Here is a 21,553-nt window from a genome sequence, read left to right on the forward strand (position 1 = left end):
GCTCCTCCTTACTGACCACCATGGCCGCTATGTTCGCTCCCGGTAGCAGGTGCCGGAGCAACCCCGCCGCTATTTGTACCGCCCGAAGGTGCAGGTGCACTAGTCTCCTTAGCTGCTGAACCGCCACCATGGCCGGCATGACTGCCAAAGCTGCCTAATTTAGTCTGGGAATCAATAAGGAAGTTGGCTGCCGTGACCACTGTTTCTCCAGGCTGTAGTCCAGACAGAATCTGAACATAACCATCAGCGTATTGCCCTATAACTACATCACGTTTGACAAAGGTATCTTCACTTTGGGCAACAAAGACGGTTTTACGGCTACCGCTATCCAAGATACTGGATTCCGGTATGACTAAACTATCTCCCAGCGATATTTGCACATTCGCATTAACGAACATATTCGGTTTTAATTTACCACTCGGATTAGCCATTTCAACCCTTACTTTTACTGTTCGCGTGGCATCATCAAGCACCGGGTTAATAAAGGTTACTTGCCCGTTAAAGGTTTCTCCCGGATAAGCGCCGCTAGTTACCACAACTGGTTGACCTATTTGAATCCCTGCTATATCTTTTTCGTAAATATCGGCATACAGCCAAAGAGTGGATAGGTCGGAAAGACTATACAGTTTATCACCAGGCATAATGAATGCTCCCGGCAAAATTTGTTTCTCAAGAACAGTACCGCCAAACTGAGCGTAGATAGTCATATGATCATTAGGTTTTCTAGTATGCTCTAAATGAGCGATATCACCATCCGGCACGTTTAACAACTGTAATTTACGCCTTGCAGCTTCCCGCAGACGGTTGTTGATCTGGACTACATCTTTACCCGCGTTTTGCAGCTTTTGTACATTTTCTAATGTTAATAAGTATTCTTCCTGGGCCGCGATATAGGTTGGACTATATACAGAAGCGATAGCTTGCCCTGGAGCAATATAATCACCGTCAGCGGTTACGTATAGTTCATCAACTCGCCCTTCCACTCGGGAAGTAATGTAGGTCCGCCCACTTTCATTCATGGCAATCTTACCAGTAGTTTTGATTTCTTTTGCTAAAGCCTTGGCAATTGCTTGTGCTGTTTGCACCCCGGCCAATTGCCTAGCCTTGGCGTCCAGAGTAACCGTATCGCCCATGGCCATAATCGGTCCAGACATTTGATGTCCGCTATGATCTACAGCGACTGGTTTATTGTGCTGCATGGTATAGTAGTAACCGGCACCGCCAAAAACCAGGATACCAGCAGTCACCCCTATGATAATTTTCTTTTTGTCACGTAATTTTTCGATCATGCTGTCCTCTCCTTTTCCACCTTGCTTGTTATGGCTGTGCTCCACTGGTAAATAAAGGTTTACCTACCGCTTTTTCTAAATTTGCCGCTGCTTTTTCATAATCTATACGAGCTTTATAGTAATCCAATCTCACGTTACGGAGAGCATTGAGACTATCTAGGACAGCCATAAAATCCACTTTACCGTTGGTATAACTCACGACTCCAGCTTGATAGGTTTGTTCTGCTTGAGGAATCACTGTATTTTTATATAGGTCAATTCGACGCCAGGCCGATTGGGCTTCTGTCAGCGCCATCTGCAAGTCCAAACCGGTCATATTTTGCATATTGTTTAGTGAAGCCTGGGCTGCTTCTAAGTTAGCCGAAGCCGATTTAATTTCTGCTTTGTTTTTCCCCTGCCAAATTGGCAGCATAACCATAAATTCCATTTTCCAGGTATCCGGTGTAGTTTCCATTTCAGTTTGCTTTCTATCTTTATAACCAATGCTGAATTGATAATCTGGTAGTTGCTGCTTTTTAGCCAATTCTACACCATTCTTTGCCATTTCCACTTGTCGTTCCATGCTCACAACAGTTGGCTTACCGGTTTGTGCTTCTGTTTGCAATTTGTCCAAATCAAATGTAGGAGGCGGAGCGCTGAATTCTTCTTTCACCGCTAACGGTGTATCTGCTTTACGGCCAATGACAGTATTGACTTTCGCTTTTGCCACTGCCGCCATGGACGCCATGCTCAACAAATCGGTAGTCATTTTAGAAAACTCGGTCTGAGCCCTAAGTGTATCCTGCAACGGTACCATGCCAGTGGAATAGTTAACCTGAGCAATCTGAACTAACTGGCCCATAAGTTGCTGATTTTCCTTACCAATCTCCAGCGCTTTATCGGCATAGAGCAGGTCATAATAGGCTGTTTTGGCCGTAGTATAGACCTCCATCTGCTTATCTTGGTAATTAGCTTTGGCCATTTCGGCATCGCTACCAGCCATTTTGCCCATGGCTTTTAGTTTGGCTGGATTCATAAATTCCTGGGTTAAAGTATATTCGGTCATCATAGCATCAAAAGGATTTAAGCTACCGTTTGGTATGTCGTCTTTCATAATCCCAAACTGCGGATTCGGCAAGGCTTTAGCCAGCGGAATACGGGCTTGTTTTTCCTCCCAGCGTTTTTGACTTTCGATTACAGCCGGATTGCTTTTAACAGCCGTATCCACTACTTGCTTTAACGACAATGTTTCCTGGACCTCCGCCGCCATAGCTGGTGCCATAATTCCCAATACGAGCACAGCGGTCAATGGCAGTGTTTTGTGTTGAAACCATTTTATAACTTTCATATGTCCCCCTTTACGTCCCCACTTGAGGCGTTAATGACAAACTTATTTCTTTATACTAAATTTTAAGCGCAATAATCCTGTTTACTACTATACAGATAAGTTATGAAGAAGTTGTGAAGAAGTCATGAAGATCTCATGAAGATATACATAATTTTATAATTTAGTCTTTGATCCTCTATGTCCCTGATTTGAATGCTCGAAACCACAACACTCAAGAGTCATGGGGACATTATTTTGATTTCATCATTCTTCCTTGATAGATACCTCTTCAATTCGATTTAAAAGATAATACCATAAATACCCAACGACTACCGATTGGATTATAAGTAATCCCAACATTGCCCTTCACCTCGTTCTTCTTTGCTCTCAATATCTATATAATATCTAACTGGTGTGAAGATCTCATGAAGAAAGTTTGAAGAACTGATGTTATTTATAGTTACTTAATCATTCTTTTATATTTTGAGTAGACTTGAACGACATACCTAACTAACATCAATACCCATGACTTCAGAACCTTCCCTATAATACAGGCAGGTTCTTTCCTATTCGGACATAAAAACAGAGACGCAACCGAATGCGTCTCATGATAGATTTTCTATATCGTTTTGAACTACCTGTCTCATTCTCACATGTATTACGAGAGATTCCCCTTATCCTGACTGCTTTCTTCCAGACCAACTGGTAACAGTATTTGAAAAACACTTCCTTCTCCCAACTTACTTTTGACTGCTACCCGGCCGCCATGAATTTCCACAAGTTGCTTAACAATAGCCAGTCCTAAGCCCGATCCACCGCTTTTTCTATCTCGCGACTTGTCCCCCCGATAGAAATGGTCGAAGATATGAGGTATATCCTCTTGTGCAATACCAGGCCCGTTATCAACGACTGAAACCTTAAGCCATGATCGACCTTCTATTTCTTCCTGCACAGTAACAACCTTTACAATACTCTTAGTTGGAGAATAACGAATGGCATTCACTAGAATGTTATAAAACACCTGGTTGAGCCGATCTGCATCGGCTTCAAGCTCCGGCAATTTTTCGTCTAACATGCAATCCACGCGGATGTCCTTCTCATCCGCTAGCGGTTTAAGCATGTACACAGCTCGACTAACAATTTGATTGACATGTGTACTGTTTTTTTCCAACGCTAACTGACGAACTTCGGCTAACGACAAATCACGAAGGTCTGTAATGAGGCGATTGAGCCGGATAGCTTCTTCATGTAAGGAAGAAAGTTGTTCCTGACTCGGTTCAATCACACCATCTACCATCCCCTCTAAGTGTCCTTGAATTATGGCAAGCGGTGTCCGAAGCTCATGAGCGACATTGGCTAAGAATTGTCGACGCAAGTTGGTATTGAGCGCCAATGTTTCGGCCATCCGGTTAAAGATAGCAGCTAAGTGACCCACTTCATCTTTCGTTTCCACCGACACTTGCTGATCAAAATTTCCTTTTTCAATTTGCTCTGCAGCGCGGCTCAAATTGCGGAGCGGTACGGTAATGCTGCGAGCTACGAAATAACTAGCAGCAAGACCGGCTGCCAAAACGGCCATCCCTACCCAAATAAGCGATTTGTGGACAGAAGCCAAAAAAGTTTCTTCTGGTGGTCCCATGACAAAAGCCACCGTCGAATTGCCGACATCCGTATGCTTCATCATGCCATTTTGCCCCATTTCCATCTTCTGCACTACTAAATACTCTTTGAAATGCTCATTCATCTGTCCATTGGTCAAGTAAACCAGTAATAATACCGTAAACGCCACCGCCAAAAACATCACGCCTGTAATGCGGTAAGTAATACTATTCATCGACTTCACCAGCAAATTTGTAGCCAATCCCATATACCGTTTGAATATGCTGAGGTTCCTTCGGATTAATCTCGATTTTGCGACGCAAGTTCTTAATATGTGCGTCAATTGTCCGTTCATACCCTTCAAAGCTATACCCTTGGATTTGTTCGACAATCTGCAGGCGGCTATAAACCTTACCAGCATTGGCTGCTAATAGTTCCATAATTTTAAACTCGGTAGGCGTCACTTCCACAGTATGGCCACCGTTGGTAACTTGGTGACGTTCTAAGTCAATGATTAGATTTCCCACTTGAATTGGCTCGCTCCGCACCACCTCTTTATTTGCACGGCGCAAAATGGCTTTGGCCCGAGCGACTACTTCTTTGGGACTAAAAGGCTTTGTCACGTAGTCATCTGCACCAATTTCCAGACCGATTAATCTGTCGCTTTCTTCATCTCGGGCAGTAAGCATAATGATGGGAATATCATTATCCTTACGGATTTTTCGGCAGACATCCAATCCATCAAGACCAGGCAACATCAAATCTAACACCATAATATCTGGCTTCTTTTCCCGCACTACCTGCAATGCATCTAGGCCATCATTAACCGAATACGTTATACAGCCTTCTTTTTCGAAATATGTTCTCAAAAGATTAACTAGTTTCACATCATCGTCGACAATTAATACTGAATATTGGGCCATAAGAAGCCCCCCTCTCATACAACATTCACATTCTACTATTCATCCTTTGACCATTTTCTTCCTCTTTCGGCAACTTGTCTTACTGTTAAAACTTAACTTGCGGCACTTGTTTAGCTCCTTCATCGGCTTTAAAATATTCCATGGGATCAAATCCGTAATATCTAGCAAATATACTGGCCGGCAGCGAACGAATGGTTGTGTTATAAAGCTGTACACTTTCGTTATAATCCTTACGGGCCACTGCAATGCGATTTTCAGTTCCCGATAATTCATCCATCAATGCTCGGAAATTTTTATCCGCTTTCAAATTCGGATAGTTTTCAGCAATTACCAAGAGCCGACTCAGAGCAGTATTTAATTCCCCATTCGCCTCAGCCTTAGCACTCGGTCCTTGGGCACCGCCCAGTTTCGCCCTGGCATCAGCCACCGCCTGAATCGCTTGCTGCTCATGGGCAGCATATCCCTTCACCGTACTAACGAGATTAGGAATTAAGTCAGCTCTCCGCTGAAGCTGGTTTTCAATCTGACTCCATTTGCCACCAACGTTTTCACTCATATTTATCAAACTGTTATAGCTTGAAATTCCACCTATGACTAGCATGGCGACTATGGCTATAATGATCCATACAGTCCTATTCATCATATTTTCCTCCTTACCTTCTTTATCTCTAGTATACAGTTTTATTGTGAAGAAGTTTTGAAGATCATATGAAGAACTTATGGGAATTCACAAGGTTTTCCCATTTTCTATAGCAATCAAATAGCCCTTCCGTATGGAAGGGCTATTACTATTACATGTGATGACCAGAATGCTCGTTACCACCGTCTTTCGGAGCATCCTGGGGCGGTGCTGGCTGCTCTTGATTTGTCTCTTCGGCGGCAAATACCGTAGCCGTGGTCGGCAGCAAAACCGTACCCGATATAAATACTGCTGTTAACGCAGCAAAAATGATTCCTGTTACTTTTTTATTCATTGTCATTATTCTCCCCATTCCTCTTTTTGTTATTCTCTATGTACTCCTATAGCGTTATGTCCACTTTTTAAACCCCAAAGCTTATAATTCTTACTGGTTTATATAGTTTTTATTATACTAAACATATGTGAAGAACTTATGAAGAAAGTTTGAAGAACTTATGAAATTTCTTCTAATAGTATTAAAGGAGTCAGTTTATTAAGTATCTATACCTTAATACCCCTAAAAAAGGATGGTCAATATATCATCCTTTTTTCTCCTAGATACCATTTTTCGCTTTTACTACAACCAATGCCTATTTATTTGCTTATGCATTTCCATGTTGCACTTTGCTTCGCCTATACCACCATAAAGCCAGATATACTCCAACAACTAAAGCTGCTACTACTATGAGCCGAGTCATGTTTTCTCCAGCAAATACAATATCATGGCCAAGTAAGACTTTTATCACTACCGGTGGTAATTTACCAAGCACTGTTGCCAGAAAAAAATCCCGAAATGACATGCGGCTAATGGCTGCAACGGCCGTAATAATACCCGATGGAGCTAATGGAAGCAGACGAGCTATTAATAAAGCCTTAAAACCATTGGCTGCGCTGTAATCATCCACCTGCTTAAGATACTTACTTTTAGTAATCCATCCTTCCACTATTTGACGAAAGAAGTACCGGGCGAAAACAAACATGACTAGTGCCCCAATCACTTCTCCTGACCAAGAAATGACAATACCCCAAAATAGCCCATAGATGATGCCTGCTGCCCCTGATAAAATCATAAAGGGAAAAACAATCGTAAAAGTCATAACCACAAATAGGGCCAGTGTTATCACTACCGACCATTCACCAAAAGAACGTAAGTACTCAGCCAAGGCAGAAATATCACCATGCTTGATGATGCCATATGCTTCTTGAAAAAACTCCGGCTGCCACAGATAGGTCAGCCCAACCAATGTAATAATAACTAGCCAGCCCCACAATTTATTCATAAATAATCTTCCTTTTCTATAATAATGATTCATTATTTATCTTGTTATATACTCTCGTAACTAATCTATATATCTTAATTCTTATCATACTATAACAATATGAAAAACTGATGAAAATCCCTTGAAGAACTAATAAAACTTCATCGGCTTATTGAAATCAGAGCAATTTTATCTGCAAACGTTTGAGTATATGGACCATTAAAAAGAAGAATAGTATACATATATTACTATAAACCATATCAAAATTAAAAGTAGACTAAAAGGACTGAGTCCTGTACAATACAGGATTCAGTCCTCAAATAGCTGCTTAATAATTTTTGTCTACTTTTTGGGGTCAGTTCAAAAATGCTGGCAGCCTTTTTAATGCAATTTTAGCGTAATATTCGTTTCGCCCCAATATATCTTGGTGCCCAGTAGGAATTGTCCATGCGAGCAATTGATACACCGTGGCTTGATGACGAATTAATAAACAGGCCATTACCAATGTAGATACCATTGTGTGATGGTCCTGGTGCATATGTAGTAAAGAACACCATATCTCCCGGCTGCAGATTGTCATAACTAACAGGAACACCTAATTCGTACTGCTCATCGGCAGTGCGTGGCAGGTTTATGCCATTTAGCCTGAAAACATACTGGGTGAAGCCCGAACAATCGAATCCTTGGGGAGTATCTCCGCCCCACAAATATGGAATTCCTTGAAGCCTTTTACTTGTTTGAATGATGTTGTCGATAAGGTACCGGCTTCTCTGGCCCCGGCTGACTTGGCTGTTGCCGCTCCGCAAGGCATCCCATGTCTGATAACCAACGATACCGTCAGCATCTAGTCCGCTATTTGCTTGAAAGTTTTCAACAGCTGCCTCAGTCAAATTCCCATAAACGCCATCGGCACTCGGGATGTTATAGCCGAGACTTTGTAACCGTTCCTGAAGAAAAGTTACCTCAGATCCCCTATCTCCAGGCCGAAGAATATCTGCTGCGTGAGCTCCTACCGGAGTTAACAAAGCAAATGAGATCGCTACTGCAATGGATGCGATGACTTTTGGTATAAACGTATTCACTCTTGTTCCGCCTTTCTTCGCCTCCGGAGTTAGCTGTCGGGTTAGGGTCAGGCAATGCAACCCTGCGAAAAAACGCTTCACCCCAAAAACTTGGGTCCTCCGTACCTATACAGGATTCGGCGTATGTACTGTAAAAAAGCTCCTAAATTCACCTCCTTAAATATAAACACCACCAGTCTTCTTACCCCAGCAATAGTTTATTAAAACTGACTTCTAAAAGGAAATTACTCTACAAGAGGCCAAACTACAAGTGGGTGTATTCCAAGTGGGATATAACCACTATACCAAAAAAGTATGAATTTTTTATGAAGATCCCGTAAAATTTGTATGGGCTGGTGAATTATTTCAGTTAAAAAGTACTATAGCCCGGTATCTTACTATTTGTTAGTAACACTTTAGTTATTGAAAATGCGCAGAAGGTGGTGGCATTGTCATTGAACCTAGCCAAGACCACTAACGTGACGATAAAAAATTGAGACTCGGTTTTCAGCCAGAGCCTCTTTGTTTTTAGCACTCAACATTCAAAGTATCTTTTATTTGGTCGCCAGTCACATCTAGATTCTTATAGTGAAGTACAACATCTACGTTCTTCGCTAAATTTTTACGATAGGTAACTTGGATAGCTAAGTCTTTGACGACAATCTCCTGCAACCTAATAAAAAAATCGCGGTCACACGTCGGACTATGAATGTAAGGAAAGCATGTTCTTTTTATTTAGTATTTCCTTCACCCGCTGATACTCTTCATTGGTAATTTCACCATAGTATATCCCTGCTTTTAATAGTTCTATTGTATCAACTTTATCGTCTGGGCTATACCGAAAAATCGCTTTATACATCCAGGCCATCATTATCTTCGTTCACTTCCTCAAATTTATTTTCCATTACATCATATAATACCGAATTCATATGAATTTCTATTGAAAAACATATGAATTTATTGTGATCTTTTAAATATGGCCCTTATATTGCCAAAAGAAGGTGAATAATTTATGAATATCTTTTCTAAAACTCATTGAAGATTCCTATGAAGCTATTTTTTCATCTGACGAAAAATGCGAAAGAATAAATATAGCGTGCCTCCGAGTGCTACCAATAACAGATAATAGCCAGTGTGATGGATTTGTGCTTGAATTGGTCCCGCTCCTGAGTGCATCATAATAGCCGATGTTAGAAACATACTGGCAATGATCAAGCTATAGGAAATACGATTAATAGACTTGTCCAGCTTTTCTCCGATAAATTCAATACCACTAATGGTCAAGGGAATTTTCTTTTCGCCGCGGATCATCCCCGAAAGAAAAGATGGTAACTCGCTGAACACAATCCGTAACTTTTTCTTCGTGGCAAGGGCATTTGCCAAAACCACCGTCTCACTAGGTCGCACCAGAAGATTCTTATGTAAGAATTCTTCAATAATCGGCCGGGCAATCTCCAAAAAGTTGACGTTTGGGTCAATTTTTCGCGCATTCCCTTCAGCCAGAGCAAATGCTTTACCTAGCAGCAGTAACCGTTCCGGCATGCGGATACCATGCTTTTGCGAAACTTGCATCATGCCAAAAATCATTTTTCCTATCTCCAGTTTGCCCTGGGTCATCCCCTGAGACACGAAAAGCAGTTCAGCCATATCCTCATAATAATTTTGCCAGTTGGTATGTCCCGAAGATTGTCCCATCTCAAGCGCCACATTCATCAACGCTTCCACATCGCTATTCTGTATCGCAGTGAAGTTTTCCACTAATCGTTCGGTCATACGCGGATCAGTACGCCCAACGATACCGAAATCCAGATATACAATTTCACCTGCAGGGGTCAGACGAATATTCCCGGAATGAGGGTCGCCGTGGAAGACACCATACAATAACACCTGGCGCAGAAAACTTTCTAAAAATTTGCTGGCTAGTTTCCGTCGAGCCGCCAAATCTAGTTTCCCTGCCGCTTCCTCGATACTTATGCCATCAATAAATTCCATCGTCAAAATATTCTCATTGCTGAGCCTCCACTCCACCTGTGGCGTACGAGCCAAACCCGCCCCGGCCAGTAACCGACTAAACAACTGGATATTACCGGCTTCCACAGCAAAATCAAATTCCTTACGGAGGGAATGGGAAAAAACCATGAAGCTATTTTCAATATCCAACAGTTTATACACTTCGGGCTGTTCGGCTAAAAATCCAACGATTTTTTGCAACACCATTAAGTCCAGTTCGATCTGATTGATAACCTCTGGCTTACGGACTTTGATCGCAACTTTACGACCATCTTGTAAGGTGGCTAAATGGGTCTGAGCAATGGATGCTACCCCTAATGGCTCCGGATCAATCGATACAAACCATTCTTTATAATCCGGCAAGTTCTCCGCGATTATTTCTTGTATGTGCGCAAACGGTACTGGCGTCACTTGCTCCTGCAGCCGCTGTAAGGCATCGGTTACAAATACTGGCACAAAATCAGGCCGACTACTTAGAAATTGGCCGAGCTTAATAAACGTCGGCCCCAATTCTTCCAACATCAACGGTAATTTTTGTGCCAATCGCCGGAACTCTTCACTTTTAATTGTCTTGTCTAAAGCACCTGCCCGCCCCCAGGAACCGAAGGCAAAAAAACGTCGCAATCCCAAATCTCTTACCAAAAAACCAAAACCGTACCTGATAAATACACTCGCAATATGACGGGTTCTCGCCCGCACCGCATCTTCCCTATGCCATGTTGCCATTCCCACACCGCCTACAAAACATTATATAGTATCATTATAGCCTTATGGATTGAGTTTTCAAACACAGTGTCCCGTTGCAATGCTCCCTGCCGACTCACTAACCACCACTTTAGCAAGCCTGTCTAGATGAAAGGTAAGTATAATGTTTAAGCACGATAATCTACCATTTCCGGTCCGCTCCGCCGCCGCCCCCTGATCCACCACCATATCCTCCGCCCCCACTACCACGCAACCTGAGCAATGATAATAGGAGAAAGGTAATGCTGCCGCCGAGGAGTAGCCAATCTGCGATAAATAGAAGAAAAACCCCTACAACAGCCGCCCCTTGCACCCACCATGGCAAACCATCCCACCATGCCGGAACAAGGTCGCCGCTTACTTTTGCAGTTCCTCGGGCATCTTGCGGTGCTACGATACCATATTCGGCAGAGACCAACCGCATGATAGCTTTATAGCTGTTCCAGATTCCCTGATCATAGTCACCACGCCCAGCATAGAGTATAAGGTATTCATCTTGAAGCTGCCCGACCTTGGCGTCGTTTAAAGCCCCTTCCAAACCATACCCTACCTCGACACGAGACTTTCGATCACCAACGGCTACCAACAGCAATACTCCGTTATTCAGCGATTTATCGCCGATTTTCCACTGTCTGAGCATCGCTAGTGAATAATCTTGAATTGGTTCCTCATTCAACGAATTGACAGTAACTACTACTACTTGTGCCTTGGTCTGCCTAGAAATCTTTGCTCCTAGTGTATTGATCTTCGCCTTGGTTTCTCCGCTTAATACGCCGGCGTAATCCTGCACATATATACTGCCCGCAGGGGCAGGCGGTATGGCAGGCGCCGCCGAAGCTACCGTACCGATGACCATATATACCGCCATCAGCAACCACACCAGCCATTTTTTCATAACCACCCCTCCCTCACTTCCCTCTATTACCACTATTGTACAATGTCCGTATGAAGAACTCATGAATATCCTATGAATATCTCCTACTTTTTCTTAAATTGTCTACAAAGACGACATTCCTCGCCAACTATTGAAAGAGCTGCCGTTAAATCAAAAGACCAGGATTTTTCCTGGTCTTTTCTCTCATTATTTAGTGCTAGTGTTCTCTCCGTCCCATCACCATTTTGCTCATTTTTGGCATGATAGGAGCCTTTATAAAAGAATTTGTGTTTTATTCCAGCTCTTTTTTCATGCGCTGATATTCATCAGTAGTAATTTCCCCTTTGGCGTACCGCTGTTTTAATATCTCCACAGCGTCAGTCCGGACCCCATTTGTAGTGCCGCCACGGAATAGCGTTTTAAATAGCCAAACCACTGCCATTATAATAAGAGCGGTAAACGCCAAATGAACGAGCATTCCTAGGCCCATGCCCAACCAGCCGAAGGGGCCACCGAAACCGTAACCCATCATCATAGTTCATGCACCTCCTTTGTATTAATCCTAGTATAGCTTAACATTATGGAGTTTTTATGAAGAAACTGTGCGTTTTTGATGTAAATTGATAAAGGCCACCTCTACTAATACCGCTGGGCAGTCTGCTTCTCGGAGCACCTGAAAATTTGCTTCCTTCACGCCCCGGTCAGAGGTGTTCAATTCCGCCACCAACCTAGTGTGAATGCAGGCAGCCTTTGCCCTCGTATGCTCCCCGGCACTAAAGCTGAAATGACCAAAAAGCAAAGCAGCCCCTCCTACAGGAAGGGCTGCTTTGCTTTTAACGAATTATTTTAACTTTTATTGTCCCATATGTTGCATATGTTGCATATTTCCACCAACAGCATTGGGATTCCATCCCATAATAGTTGGATCAACCATCCCAAAAATCATGGCTACGTGAGCAACAACGAGAAACACGGTCAATAGAATGAAATGGAGCTTCATCTTTTCATCATCAGATTTGCTCTTGCCGATTACACCGAGTTCCAACAAAGCAATACCAAACAGCGGAATTACACCACTGAGATAAGCCCCTACCGCGAGTATATCAGCAATGCCGCGCCACTGAATAGTAGGAACAACAGTGGTTGTTAAGTTGAGAAAGACGCCTAGAAAGTAAAACCCTAGAAAAATACCAATCACCTTATTGGCTGTTCTCCATCCACCAGCATTGGACCCACGAAGGAAGACTGTGAAAAATTCAGTTGCAACAAGTGCTTCCGCCAGAGCCACAGGAATCACCATATACAAAATTAAATTCCAAGGCTGATTGACAGCCAGCAATTCCATATAGTGTGTCATAACCATAACAATAAACACCATCCTTAATAAACTTATATTGATATTATACAAATAAAATGTGAAGATCTTGTGAAGAAACGATGAAGAACTTATGAAGTTGTGCAGATTTCATCCTGCTAACATAGATTCAGCCCCCACCCAGAGGCTGCTCTCCTTGATGATGTGACAATCACTAAAATGCTTATCTAACTTACGTACGATTGATATCGCTGACGACCTCTTTTCGTGGTTGAGATATAAAACGGATGCCATCCCTGGCATCCGCCTAACTATTAAGCAACTACAACATAGCCAGCCTCTTCTACCGCTTGATGAAGATCGGCAATCGCGGCAAAACCTGTCACCACTGCTTCTTTTCTGTCCAAATCAACATAGGCGCTTGCAACGCCTGCAACTTCTTTAAGAGCATTCTCGACGGCCATCTTACAATGACCACAAGACATTCCTTCGATTTTTATTACTGTTTCACCAGTTTGACCCATTTCATTCACCTCCCCTCTTACCTGTAGTGCTTTATCCGAAGACCAAGTCACTCTAAAGGTCTCTGGACATGATTTGTGAAATTGTTTTAAAACATTCATCATTTTCCTTGTCTACTAGCACATACTCATCCCTCTTTATACTATACCCCCGTATAGTATAATTTAAGTATATGATAATGTTTTCATCTAGTCAATACCCTATAGTGACCCAAAAGATGGCGTTGCCGTGCGGCCAATATACCAGCACTCACTACCACCTGCCGCAAAAAAAGCTGCCTTTACCGGCAGCTTTACTGGAAGAACTTTGACTGCAAGACACTACTTATTTAATGGTGTTTAAGCTTGTCTAGTCTTGCATAGGTAATTTTTTTAAACTCTTCAAATAAAACGTCCTGAACTATTTCGCTAATGGATCAGGTACATGGTTTTCGTGCCCGAGACAATAGCGGAATGGTGATCGTTCTTTTATGAGTATGAAAACATCACTATCTTTCGCTCTTCGCCATTATGTGATAGTCGCCAGCGTGATTTATGAGATGATTTTTACTTCTCCGCCCCAGGAAATCGTAATCCCCTAAGACAGCCATACGTAATGTCTGCCCAGACAATACATTAGGTCAGGGTTAAAGTGGGCAGCAAGTCGCTCTGGCCTATTAAGAAAATGATGCCAACTGCAATACTATATAACGCCGTAGTGCTTGCTAATATTACATAGACTTTTGGATTTTTTGCAGCTTGTGCATAACCATTTAAGAGAAGAAGGATTAACACAGTTTGCGCTATAAATAAACCAATAATAAATGCTAACACGGCTGTAAGTCCTAAAGCTACCGTACCAGCTCCTGCGGCCGCAGTAAATAATAAGATTTGTGTTCCAGTTTCTCCTCCAATTCCGTGAAGTATTCCTATACAGCAAGCACTACGAGCACCCAGGTCAACTGAAAAATCTTGCTGCACTGGAGTACTTACTGGTTTAAATTTTGATTTTAACCAATATGATATTTTCCTTATCCCCATAAAAAGCAATGTCCATCTACTAAGTAATACTTGCTCATCCTTCCGATTAAAAAGAGCCACAATTAACCAAATGCCCAAACCAATTAAGATAATCCCAACAATGCGTTCTATAACTCCATCTACCCATTCTGGTAATACATTTCCGAGTAAAATTGCAGCACTACCGAACACTAAATTAACCAACGCATGACCCATTACATAGTAAAGTGATAAGAAGAAACTTTTTTTCTTCGTATCTTCTGCTCCAATAAAATCGGTGATAGCGGCGATATGATCCCAATCGATTGCATGCCTAAGCCCGAGTACAAAACCTAACCCAATTATAGCGCCAATTTCGGCATTCATCTTTTTAATCTCCTTTAATTCAGCCCACAGGCATCTATCTCATGAAATTACATAATAGTATGACCGGTTTAAAACTAGTGTTTTTTAGCTTTATGCACGATCAGTTGATCAATAGCATCTTTTAGATGCTGTACATAAATATCCTGGATAGCTAGATTTTCGCCCAAGCCGTGGAAATATATATCAACATTAAACCCAGCTTTAAGTAATTGGGATTTAGCAGAATCTTCTTCATCACCAGCCATGTCTTTAGTGGCATGGTCGCCAGCTACCAGCATAAATGGCAACAAAGTCAAGTTCTTCACCTTTTTACTTTTCAATTTTTCAATAACGCTATCCAGTGCTGGGAAACCTTCGACAGTATATACAAAAATATTATTCAACCCGGCTTCTTCTAATTTTATTTGTAAAGCGGCATAAGCAGTATTAGCAGGATGTACTCCCCCATGACCCATAAGCACTATCGCTTCCTGGTCTCTTAACTTAGGTAGTTGCGTTTCAACAGCCTTAATGGCAATCAGGTAATCGTCTGGGTTGCCTTTCTGTCCCATATAATAAAGAAGTGGACGGCCAAGAGTAATCTTATCAAACACTTTAGTATGAGCAAAATGTACAGAAACCGCTCTTAACTTTTCATATTCTTCAGCAGCGGCCACATATAGTGGCTGGATGAATACTTCTTTATATCCCTCAGCTTGCAATCTTTCAAGCGCTTGCTTTTCCGTATCAATTAGAATACCATCTCGCTCAGCCAATTTCTTAATGACAATACGGGAAGTAAACGCCCGACGTACCTCGTAATTAGGGAAGGTAACTCTGATTTTGCTTTCTGTACTTTCAATGGCCATTTTCAACGTATCAAGATAAGTAGTTCCAAAGCTAACAACTAAAATAGCCCTTTTATCCGCCAAACAGTTGACGGTACTAGCTGTTTTTTCCATTATAAATTCCTCCAATTATTATAGCTAAATACCAAATGATGAATATTGGGGTAGATTTTCATGCAACATACTAACTTCCGCTCCCCAAGATGGAATCGTCAATACACTACGTAAAAAAAATAATCTCCCATCCAAGAACGGGAGACGTAATATAAGCCAGGCAAAGTTATATCGATAAAAATCCCTGCGAAAAAACGCAACGATGAAATATTGTACAACAGCATGTACTTAAATCCCCTCCCCATCGCTCGTGGGTAAACGGTGACTATTAAATAGGCAGTTCTTCTGACTTAGGATCGTAACATTCCTGCGCCTTCCCAAAACTATTATTTCAGTGACATCATGCAGGTTTGCTCCCCTTTACAGCGGCGGGACCGTGTTGGATTTACACCAACTTCCCTATTAAGCCCGTAGGCACCTATCTTACTATATTTAGTTAAGAAAATCCTATTTAAAGTTACTATCAATATCTAACGTTGTCAAGCTTTTGTTCAATACAAACCGTGTATCAAAACTTTTTACTTATCCTGCTTACTCCCAATTAGGCCCCTTCGACCTAATCTGGGGAAAAAACGTGGAGTCACTGCCGCATAGGCGGCATAGTCTTCACCAAATTGTTCCATTGCTTCCCGTTCTTCTTGCCTAGCCAACCAAATATACATCCGCACAAGAATAGGGAACATAGCCAATGTTAACAGCGTTGGCCACTGCAGCAAGAAACCCAACAGGATCACGATAAAAGCAATATATTGAGGATGACGCACATAGGCATAAGGACCATTCACTGCGATCACACCCCTACGCTGGGCACTGTGCAAAAATCTCCATGTAAAACCAAGAAAGATAAGCCCCCCAAAAATAAACCAGTTACTTAATTCGTGAATAGGATTGTGGTGGGGATCACCTGTTAGTCCCAGCAATGTATACCAAAGGTGTCCGGCATCATGAGAAAAGAGATTGATTTGTGGATAGTGGCTCCCCAGCCACCCGGAAAGTAAATAAATACTCAAAGGAAAACCATACATCTCTGCAAATAGCGCTACAATAAAAGCGGAAAAGGTACCAAAGGAACGCCAATCCCGACCAGAACGCGGACGAGTAAAACTAAAGGCAAAAATAATAAAGATAAGCGAATTGATGACCACAATTGGCCATAGTCCATAATCTGACATGTTATTCAGTCTCTCCTTTCCGATACCACAACCATAAGCTACTAGCAAGCATTGCCGTTAACAGCGCCGTCATTTGCGCCACTTTAAGACCGCCAAATAGTAAGCTATCCGTACGTAAAAATTCCAAACCAAATCGGGCCAGGGAATAGAGAATGAAATAGGTTATTGCCACCTGTCCATCAAACTGTTTCCGACGGAATATATACAGTAGGACGGCTAGAATCATGAGATCAAACCCAGCCTCAAATAGTTCGGCTGGCACCAATGGCATTGCTCCCCATGCTTGATATGCCGATGTTCCCGGCTGATAGACAACGCCATACCAGGCAGTTGTCGGCTTTCCATAGGCATCACCGTTTAATAAACAGCCAATACGCCCAATAGCCTGCCCTAGGATAAGACCTGGTGTACTAATATCGGCAAAACGCCGGAAGGATAATCCTTTACTTCGGAAATACCATCCCGCCAGCAATAAATTGGCTATCACCGCTCCCTGAATGGAGAGCCCCCCCTGCCAAAACATCAACGCCTGCAAAGGATTGCTGCTATAGTCTTGCCAAGAGAAGACAACTTCCCAAACGCGTGCTCCTAAAAATCCTGCTATTACACCATATAAAACATATTCTTGCAATAGCTCTGCCGAAAACTCACTGTTTCTTGCTAGGCGTGTCGCTAGCCACAAGCCGGCAAATACTCCTAAAGCTACCATAAGTCCCCAGGCGCGAAATTCCAAACCACCAATACTAAATAAGATGGGATACATGATCCTTCCCCCCCGTTCTATATCCTTCGCCTATTCTAGGCTACGTTAATTTCATCTACCATCAAGTGGAGTTATGCCCGCTTCCAGCAGGAATACGGGCAGCTCCATGTATATAAAAGACCTCCTGGCAAACCAAGATGATCTGTCATGTCATTACTATCAATCCACCGATTTCATGATCCAAGCTGGCGCTTTATAGCGCCAGCTTAGATGGACAAATAAACTAGGATGGGTGATGAGCATTATGATCGACGGTATCGGGTGCATTAGATGGTGTACTGAACTGCGAAACCGAATTATCATTTTGGTCATTGATGTCTATCGAATTAACCAAGTCACGCATGATCTGCCGCATTTCCGGATCACTTGCCAGCATTTGCTTCATCGTGGCCTGCATTTCTGGCTGCTTCATCATCCCTTTCATTGTCTCTTGCATATCACTGCTTTTCATCATATCCACGCATTGTTTTTGCATTTCAGGCGAATTCATCATTTCCATATTATCCTTTTGTCCATTTTGCATCATCTTGCCTTGCATAACTGGCGGTTTGTCAGCAATTTTCTCCGCCGCACTTCCCACATTAGTACCCATTAGCAAACCAGCGGCAGAAATAGCAAAAACCCCACCCATAATCCAACTTGTCATTCTTTTTTTCATAATTATTTATCCTCCTTCAAAATCTTATTATCAATATAACTAAGCCTATAGTTATAGGCAAAGGGTGAGTAACTCAGATCAAAATTAGATTTCCACCAAAGCATATTGAAACCAAAGGCCTCTGCGCTCTAAAATCCGCCGTACCTGTCCAGTGGTAATCAAGGTACGCGGGTCGTACAGCGAATAGCGTTTTTTTAACAAGCGCTCTAGCTTCGTTGTAATAGCAAAAAAATGTTTTGAATCTGCTTTTTCATATGCTTCAACAATCAATGCTTCCATAGTACTTTCCTCCTTACGTCTTATATTTAAAATGTCAGTGTACCAATCACTAACTAGATTGCTTTTCATCCTCCGCTTTTTTACCCATGCTCCTCATCATGAAAAAATGCATCAGCGGACACATGAGAAGCACCAAGTAATTGGCTGATCCTTCATAACCACTTTGTTTGAGCAGCAGAACCAGACCGAGGGGAGCCAAGCAGCATACCATCATCATCACCATATGCTTCCAACCACCACCGCAGCCCTGATGTTGCGCGTGGCTGGTTTCTTGTCCTTTGATTTGAGACACTTGTTTATATTGATCCATCCTATTTTCCTCCCTTGATTAAGAATGCATAATCATCGCTATTGCTATAAAGACTGTGCCCCAAGCACCCCATTGCAATAATGTCAGCACTCCCTTTTGCCATGGAGTATATTCTACGCTGCCTTCGATTATTTCCGGCGATTTATTGTTTTCTTCCATTCTATATTCCTCCATCTAGCTGATGAACTTTGTATTGTCCTTATCTTACCATGCTGTTATGAAGAACCTGTGAAGAACTCTTGAAGAACTTCTGTTTTTTAAGATACTAAGAAATGCACGTATATTCTCTCATAAGAAAAGACTTGGCTTGTGCCAAGTCCTCAGACGCAGGCAGAAGCCTTAGTCGTTCTTACTTGGAATCAAGAAAGTGTTATACTTTCTGATTCCGTAAAAAAAGCCTCGGCAATGCCTAGGCAGTGTTATTGCACTATATATAAAGGAAACAGAAGATTTAGATTCACTCGGCTCAGTACAATTTTCTCGTATGCTGATATTGGCAATTTTAGTGGTATATGATAAAAAGGCAAAGTTCAATTGAACTCTGCCTCGCCCAAACGAGCATTTTATGAAGTACTGGATGCCATCCAAAAGATCTTTGGTTTGAAATGTTTACAAAAATTTTGATCTGACGTTTTCCAGGTCAGTCGTAGCAAGATTATCAACCACTTCGATAACACCAATAATTTTGCGGTCCTTATAAATCCCAAAAGTACCAACCTCATCTTGCCGAAAGTCTATCTCTTTGATTTCTTGTTTTCCTGCAAACGAAGAAACAACTTTCTTTTGTTTGTAATCAACAATATTCCAGTTCCCAACAGCATTATCAAATTCGGCGAGGTCGATTTTGATTTTTGCAAGGGTCTGTTTTTGGATAACGACCACCAGTGGTTCAAATTCATACCCGATACCTTTTATCGACACGGTTTGTAGCTTATTACTGATTGTGGCTTTACGAATAAGCCTTTCTGTTGAAACCTTAGCAATATCATCGCCATAGATACTTTCAACTTGCGTACCACCGGTACTGCAGCATCCGCCTACTGATGAGGCAACAGATGTTTTATCTTTAGTAACATCAATGGCGCTGACATCATCCACCACCTTAATGACGCCTCGAATCATTCCCATCCAACAACTAAAGCTTATGTCTTGATCTTGTGGCGTAAATTCAATGATGTTTTCCCCATAAGATAATTTTTTCTTACTATTTAGAGTAGGGATGATGATCTGGTTATTACAGGAGGTTATTTGTTCACCGTCAACAATCCATTTTACCGGGACACCTTTTTGCACATATAACACGTTTGGTGTGTAGCCTCTATTATTTGCCGACATGCGGATGGTTTGCACGCCATTATCAATTTGCGCCTTTGTTACCATAGAAGTTCCGTTAGTGCCTTTTGCTGTTAAATCCGAAAAGGGAAGATTCAGCCCCGCAATTGCTAAACCACGATTCGTCATGATGACGCCTAATACAATCACAAGGACACCACTTAATTTCATAATCCGTTTTGTTGAATCTTTACTAAAAAGACTTGTCAATGTTCCAAAAGAAAGCATTAACGGCAATGTACCGAGAGCAAAAACCAGCATGGACGAAGCCCCCTGTAACACACTGCCTGTGCCCAAAGCATAAAGCTGCATCGTTTGGAGGGGACCGCAGGGCATCAATCCATTTAGGAGTCCAACCAAAAAAGGAGCCTTTACTTTTTTGCTTAACGAATGTGTAGGTAACGAGATTTTTAGATACTTCCTAAATATGCTAAATCCAGCCATATTGAGCCCCATAACTATCATAAAGATACCGGCAAAGATTGCAACACCAGACATAAAGCCAATTGACACGCTAAGAACAGATCCAATCGCTCCGACGATGCCGCCAAGTACCGTATAACCTAATACCCGGCCCATATTATAGTGTAACGATGGTAGAAATGATTTAAATTTCCCTTTGGCTTCATTACCTATACTTTGTGACAACATGATGCCGCCACACATACCAACACAGTGTAAGGAAGTAAAAATCCCAATCATAAACAAAACCAAATAGGTAACTTCTCCCTTGAGTTTTGAACCCATATCGAAGTTACCTGTATAGTTACCCAACAGGAGTACAGCTAGAAAGACGATTAAAATACCTGCAACGCTCTTAAATTTGCCCGCTGACTGAGTCCTATAACCAATGGTATAACCAATATTACGAATCGTCTTACTGATTTCTTCGGGGTTACATGTAACGGAATCATATTCTATATATACCATATTCTCAGCATAGCTGGCCCTAACTTTCTTAACCCCTTGTACATTTCGTATTACTTTTTCAATTCGCCCTTCGCAGGATGAGCAATGCATATCCTGTATTGGAATTTTTTTAGCAATTGTACTCATTTCTTCACCTCGCTGGTTTTATAGCAAATCACTACTCCCAATCATAAGTATTATATTCTCCCTCTAAGTTATATAGAATGAGAACACTTAATTAGAA

24 protein-coding genes, 1 pseudogene and 2 riboswitches are annotated in these 21,553 nt (G+C 42.0%); of the genes and pseudogenes, 1 reads left to right on the plus strand and 24 read right to left on the minus strand.

Annotation, left to right across the window (positions count from 1 at the left end; genetic code table 11):
- Nucleotides 1-8 precede the first annotated feature (8 nt).
- The 7 genes from UFO1_RS18740 to UFO1_RS18770 form a co-directional block, all read right to left on the minus strand.
- Nucleotides 9-1,289 (minus strand): efflux RND transporter periplasmic adaptor subunit, encoded by a 1,281-nt coding sequence (locus UFO1_RS18740; protein WP_038673368.1) that lies wholly within the window; start codon nucleotides 1,287-1,289, stop codon nucleotides 9-11.
- Between the two features lie 28 nt (nucleotides 1,290-1,317).
- Complete coding sequence (locus UFO1_RS18745) at nucleotides 1,318-2,616, minus strand: TolC family protein (RefSeq protein WP_038673370.1); 1,299 nt, start codon at nucleotides 2,614-2,616, stop codon at nucleotides 1,318-1,320.
- A gap of 637 nt (nucleotides 2,617-3,253) precedes the next feature.
- Complete coding sequence (locus tag UFO1_RS18750; RefSeq protein WP_038673372.1) at nucleotides 3,254-4,429, minus strand: cell wall metabolism sensor histidine kinase WalK; 1,176 nt, start codon at nucleotides 4,427-4,429, stop codon at nucleotides 3,254-3,256.
- Nucleotides 4,422-5,117: a response regulator transcription factor gene (locus UFO1_RS18755; protein WP_038673373.1), complete on the minus strand. Its 696-nt coding sequence runs from the start codon at nucleotides 5,115-5,117 to the stop codon at nucleotides 4,422-4,424. The genes UFO1_RS18750 and UFO1_RS18755 overlap by 8 nt, the downstream gene beginning before the upstream one ends.
- A gap of 85 nt (nucleotides 5,118-5,202) precedes the next feature.
- Entirely contained in the window at nucleotides 5,203-5,757 is a 555-nt protein-coding gene (locus UFO1_RS18760) for a LemA family protein (RefSeq protein WP_071842034.1), read from the minus strand.
- Between the two features lie 151 nt (nucleotides 5,758-5,908).
- Nucleotides 5,909-6,109 carry a hypothetical protein gene (locus tag UFO1_RS18765; RefSeq protein ID WP_236639251.1) on the minus strand — a complete coding sequence of 67 codons (201 nt, stop codon included), beginning with the start codon at nucleotides 6,107-6,109 and terminating at the stop codon, nucleotides 5,909-5,911.
- A gap of 289 nt (nucleotides 6,110-6,398) precedes the next feature.
- Nucleotides 6,399-7,076, minus strand: a complete 678-nt coding sequence (locus UFO1_RS18770) for a TVP38/TMEM64 family protein (RefSeq protein ID WP_038673379.1) — start codon at nucleotides 7,074-7,076, stop codon at nucleotides 6,399-6,401.
- Nucleotides 7,077-7,212: 136 nt separating this feature from the next.
- On the opposite strand from UFO1_RS18770, the pseudogene UFO1_RS25850 reads away from it, so the two are divergent.
- Nucleotides 7,213-7,440: pseudogene (locus tag UFO1_RS25850) on the plus strand (IS3 family transposase); the annotation flags it as partial.
- 7 nt (nucleotides 7,441-7,447) lie between these two features.
- Here UFO1_RS25850 and UFO1_RS18775 read toward each other — a convergent pair.
- From UFO1_RS18775 to UFO1_RS18845, 17 genes are all read right to left on the minus strand, one after another.
- Nucleotides 7,448-8,137, minus strand: coding sequence for a C40 family peptidase (locus tag UFO1_RS18775; RefSeq protein ID WP_144390901.1), 690 nt, complete (start codon nucleotides 8,135-8,137; stop codon nucleotides 7,448-7,450).
- A gap of 3 nt (nucleotides 8,138-8,140) precedes the next feature.
- Nucleotides 8,141-8,269: riboswitch (cyclic di-AMP (ydaO/yuaA leader) on the minus strand.
- A 550-nt stretch (nucleotides 8,270-8,819) separates the two neighbouring features.
- Nucleotides 8,820-8,987, minus strand: coding sequence for a hypothetical protein (locus tag UFO1_RS25320; protein WP_158442847.1), 168 nt, complete (start codon nucleotides 8,985-8,987; stop codon nucleotides 8,820-8,822).
- Nucleotides 8,988-9,169: 182 nt separating this feature from the next.
- A complete protein-coding gene (locus tag UFO1_RS18780; protein WP_038673380.1) occupies nucleotides 9,170-10,852 on the minus strand; it encodes an AarF/ABC1/UbiB kinase family protein in 1,683 nt (560 codons plus the stop codon).
- Between the two features lie 160 nt (nucleotides 10,853-11,012).
- Entirely contained in the window at nucleotides 11,013-11,765 is a 753-nt protein-coding gene (locus UFO1_RS18785) for a YgcG family protein (RefSeq protein ID WP_038673382.1), read from the minus strand.
- Between the two features lie 271 nt (nucleotides 11,766-12,036).
- Nucleotides 12,037-12,279 (minus strand): SHOCT domain-containing protein, encoded by a 243-nt coding sequence (locus UFO1_RS18790; RefSeq protein WP_038673383.1) that lies wholly within the window; start codon nucleotides 12,277-12,279, stop codon nucleotides 12,037-12,039.
- 54 nt (nucleotides 12,280-12,333) lie between these two features.
- Nucleotides 12,334-12,543: an N-acetylmuramoyl-L-alanine amidase gene (locus tag UFO1_RS18795; protein ID WP_038673384.1), complete on the minus strand. Its 210-nt coding sequence runs from the start codon at nucleotides 12,541-12,543 to the stop codon at nucleotides 12,334-12,336.
- Between the two features lie 54 nt (nucleotides 12,544-12,597).
- A complete protein-coding gene (locus tag UFO1_RS18800) occupies nucleotides 12,598-13,107 on the minus strand; it encodes a DUF6803 family protein (protein ID WP_038673386.1) in 510 nt (169 codons plus the stop codon).
- 266 nt (nucleotides 13,108-13,373) lie between these two features.
- The gene (locus UFO1_RS18805; protein ID WP_038673389.1) at nucleotides 13,374-13,583 is read right to left on the minus strand and encodes a heavy-metal-associated domain-containing protein; all 210 of its coding nucleotides are present in this window, start codon (nucleotides 13,581-13,583) and stop codon (nucleotides 13,374-13,376) included.
- 612 nt (nucleotides 13,584-14,195) lie between these two features.
- On the minus strand, nucleotides 14,196-14,945 hold the full coding sequence (locus UFO1_RS18810) for a hypothetical protein (RefSeq protein WP_038673390.1): 750 nt from the start codon (nucleotides 14,943-14,945) through the stop codon (nucleotides 14,196-14,198).
- A 74-nt stretch (nucleotides 14,946-15,019) separates the two neighbouring features.
- Nucleotides 15,020-15,886, minus strand: coding sequence for a sirohydrochlorin cobaltochelatase (locus UFO1_RS18815; RefSeq protein ID WP_051789013.1), 867 nt, complete (start codon nucleotides 15,884-15,886; stop codon nucleotides 15,020-15,022).
- Between the two features lie 257 nt (nucleotides 15,887-16,143).
- A riboswitch (cobalamin riboswitch) is annotated at nucleotides 16,144-16,323 on the minus strand.
- Between the two features lie 81 nt (nucleotides 16,324-16,404).
- Nucleotides 16,405-17,058, minus strand: coding sequence for an isoprenylcysteine carboxylmethyltransferase family protein (locus UFO1_RS18820; RefSeq protein ID WP_173406230.1), 654 nt, complete (start codon nucleotides 17,056-17,058; stop codon nucleotides 16,405-16,407).
- A gap of 1 nt (nucleotide 17,059) precedes the next feature.
- Nucleotides 17,060-17,821: a prolipoprotein diacylglyceryl transferase gene (gene lgt, locus UFO1_RS18825; protein ID WP_038673392.1), complete on the minus strand. Its 762-nt coding sequence runs from the start codon at nucleotides 17,819-17,821 to the stop codon at nucleotides 17,060-17,062.
- A gap of 223 nt (nucleotides 17,822-18,044) precedes the next feature.
- Complete coding sequence (locus tag UFO1_RS18830) at nucleotides 18,045-18,479, minus strand: hypothetical protein (RefSeq protein WP_038673394.1); 435 nt, start codon at nucleotides 18,477-18,479, stop codon at nucleotides 18,045-18,047.
- A gap of 84 nt (nucleotides 18,480-18,563) precedes the next feature.
- Nucleotides 18,564-18,758: a hypothetical protein gene (locus UFO1_RS18835; protein WP_038673396.1), complete on the minus strand. Its 195-nt coding sequence runs from the start codon at nucleotides 18,756-18,758 to the stop codon at nucleotides 18,564-18,566.
- A gap of 49 nt (nucleotides 18,759-18,807) precedes the next feature.
- Nucleotides 18,808-19,068, minus strand: coding sequence for a DUF2933 domain-containing protein (locus UFO1_RS18840; RefSeq protein ID WP_038673399.1), 261 nt, complete (start codon nucleotides 19,066-19,068; stop codon nucleotides 18,808-18,810).
- An 18-nt stretch (nucleotides 19,069-19,086) separates the two neighbouring features.
- Nucleotides 19,087-19,227, minus strand: a complete 141-nt coding sequence (locus UFO1_RS25490) for a hypothetical protein (RefSeq protein ID WP_173406231.1) — start codon at nucleotides 19,225-19,227, stop codon at nucleotides 19,087-19,089.
- A 450-nt stretch (nucleotides 19,228-19,677) separates the two neighbouring features.
- Nucleotides 19,678-21,456, minus strand: coding sequence for a sulfite exporter TauE/SafE family protein (locus UFO1_RS18845; RefSeq protein WP_038673401.1), 1,779 nt, complete (start codon nucleotides 21,454-21,456; stop codon nucleotides 19,678-19,680).
- Nucleotides 21,457-21,553: the final 97 nt, after the last annotated feature.

The sequence above is a fragment of the Pelosinus sp. UFO1 genome (assembly GCF_000725345.1).
In the GTDB taxonomy this organism is placed as follows: Bacteria; Bacillota; Negativicutes; order DSM-13327; family DSM-13327; genus Pelosinus.

Excerpts from the sequence above, each read along its gene's own strand:
- UFO1_RS18740 (WP_038673368.1), bottom strand. The coding sequence starts at position 1,289 with ATGATCGAAAAATTACGTGACAAAAAGAAAATTATCATAGGGGTGACT.
- UFO1_RS18745 (WP_038673370.1), bottom strand. The coding sequence starts at position 2,616 with ATGAAAGTTATAAAATGGTTTCAACACAAAACACTGCCATTGACCGCT.
- UFO1_RS18750 (WP_038673372.1), bottom strand. The coding sequence starts at position 4,429 with ATGAATAGTATTACTTACCGCATTACAGGCGTGATGTTTTTGGCGGTG.
- UFO1_RS18755 (WP_038673373.1), bottom strand. The coding sequence starts at position 5,117 with ATGGCCCAATATTCAGTATTAATTGTCGACGATGATGTGAAACTAGTT.
- UFO1_RS18760 (WP_071842034.1), bottom strand. The coding sequence starts at position 5,757 with ATGAATAGGACTGTATGGATCATTATAGCCATAGTCGCCATGCTAGTC.
- UFO1_RS18765 (WP_236639251.1), bottom strand. The coding sequence starts at position 6,109 with ATGGGGAGAATAATGACAATGAATAAAAAAGTAACAGGAATCATTTTT.
- UFO1_RS18770 (WP_038673379.1), bottom strand. The coding sequence starts at position 7,076 with ATGAATAAATTGTGGGGCTGGCTAGTTATTATTACATTGGTTGGGCTG.
- UFO1_RS25320 (WP_158442847.1), bottom strand. The coding sequence starts at position 8,987 with ATGATGGCCTGGATGTATAAAGCGATTTTTCGGTATAGCCCAGACGAT.
- UFO1_RS18780 (WP_038673380.1), bottom strand. The coding sequence starts at position 10,852 with ATGGCAACATGGCATAGGGAAGATGCGGTGCGGGCGAGAACCCGTCAT.
- UFO1_RS18785 (WP_038673382.1), bottom strand. The coding sequence starts at position 11,765 with ATGAAAAAATGGCTGGTGTGGTTGCTGATGGCGGTATATATGGTCATC.
- UFO1_RS18790 (WP_038673383.1), bottom strand. The coding sequence starts at position 12,279 with ATGATGATGGGTTACGGTTTCGGTGGCCCCTTCGGCTGGTTGGGCATG.
- UFO1_RS18800 (WP_038673386.1), bottom strand. The coding sequence starts at position 13,107 with ATGGTTATGACACACTATATGGAATTGCTGGCTGTCAATCAGCCTTGG.
- UFO1_RS18805 (WP_038673389.1), bottom strand. The coding sequence starts at position 13,583 with ATGGGTCAAACTGGTGAAACAGTAATAAAAATCGAAGGAATGTCTTGT.
- UFO1_RS18810 (WP_038673390.1), bottom strand. The coding sequence starts at position 14,945 with ATGAATGCCGAAATTGGCGCTATAATTGGGTTAGGTTTTGTACTCGGG.
- UFO1_RS18815 (WP_051789013.1), bottom strand. The coding sequence starts at position 15,886 with ATGGAAAAAACAGCTAGTACCGTCAACTGTTTGGCGGATAAAAGGGCT.
- UFO1_RS18820 (WP_173406230.1), bottom strand. The coding sequence starts at position 17,058 with ATGTCAGATTATGGACTATGGCCAATTGTGGTCATCAATTCGCTTATC.
- lgt (WP_038673392.1), bottom strand. The coding sequence starts at position 17,821 with ATGTATCCCATCTTATTTAGTATTGGTGGTTTGGAATTTCGCGCCTGG.
- UFO1_RS18830 (WP_038673394.1), bottom strand. The coding sequence starts at position 18,479 with ATGAAAAAAAGAATGACAAGTTGGATTATGGGTGGGGTTTTTGCTATT.
- UFO1_RS18835 (WP_038673396.1), bottom strand. The coding sequence starts at position 18,758 with ATGGAAGCATTGATTGTTGAAGCATATGAAAAAGCAGATTCAAAACAT.
- UFO1_RS18840 (WP_038673399.1), bottom strand. The coding sequence starts at position 19,068 with ATGGATCAATATAAACAAGTGTCTCAAATCAAAGGACAAGAAACCAGC.
- UFO1_RS25490 (WP_173406231.1), bottom strand. The coding sequence starts at position 19,227 with ATGGAAGAAAACAATAAATCGCCGGAAATAATCGAAGGCAGCGTAGAA.
- UFO1_RS18845 (WP_038673401.1), bottom strand. The coding sequence starts at position 21,456 with ATGAGTACAATTGCTAAAAAAATTCCAATACAGGATATGCATTGCTCA.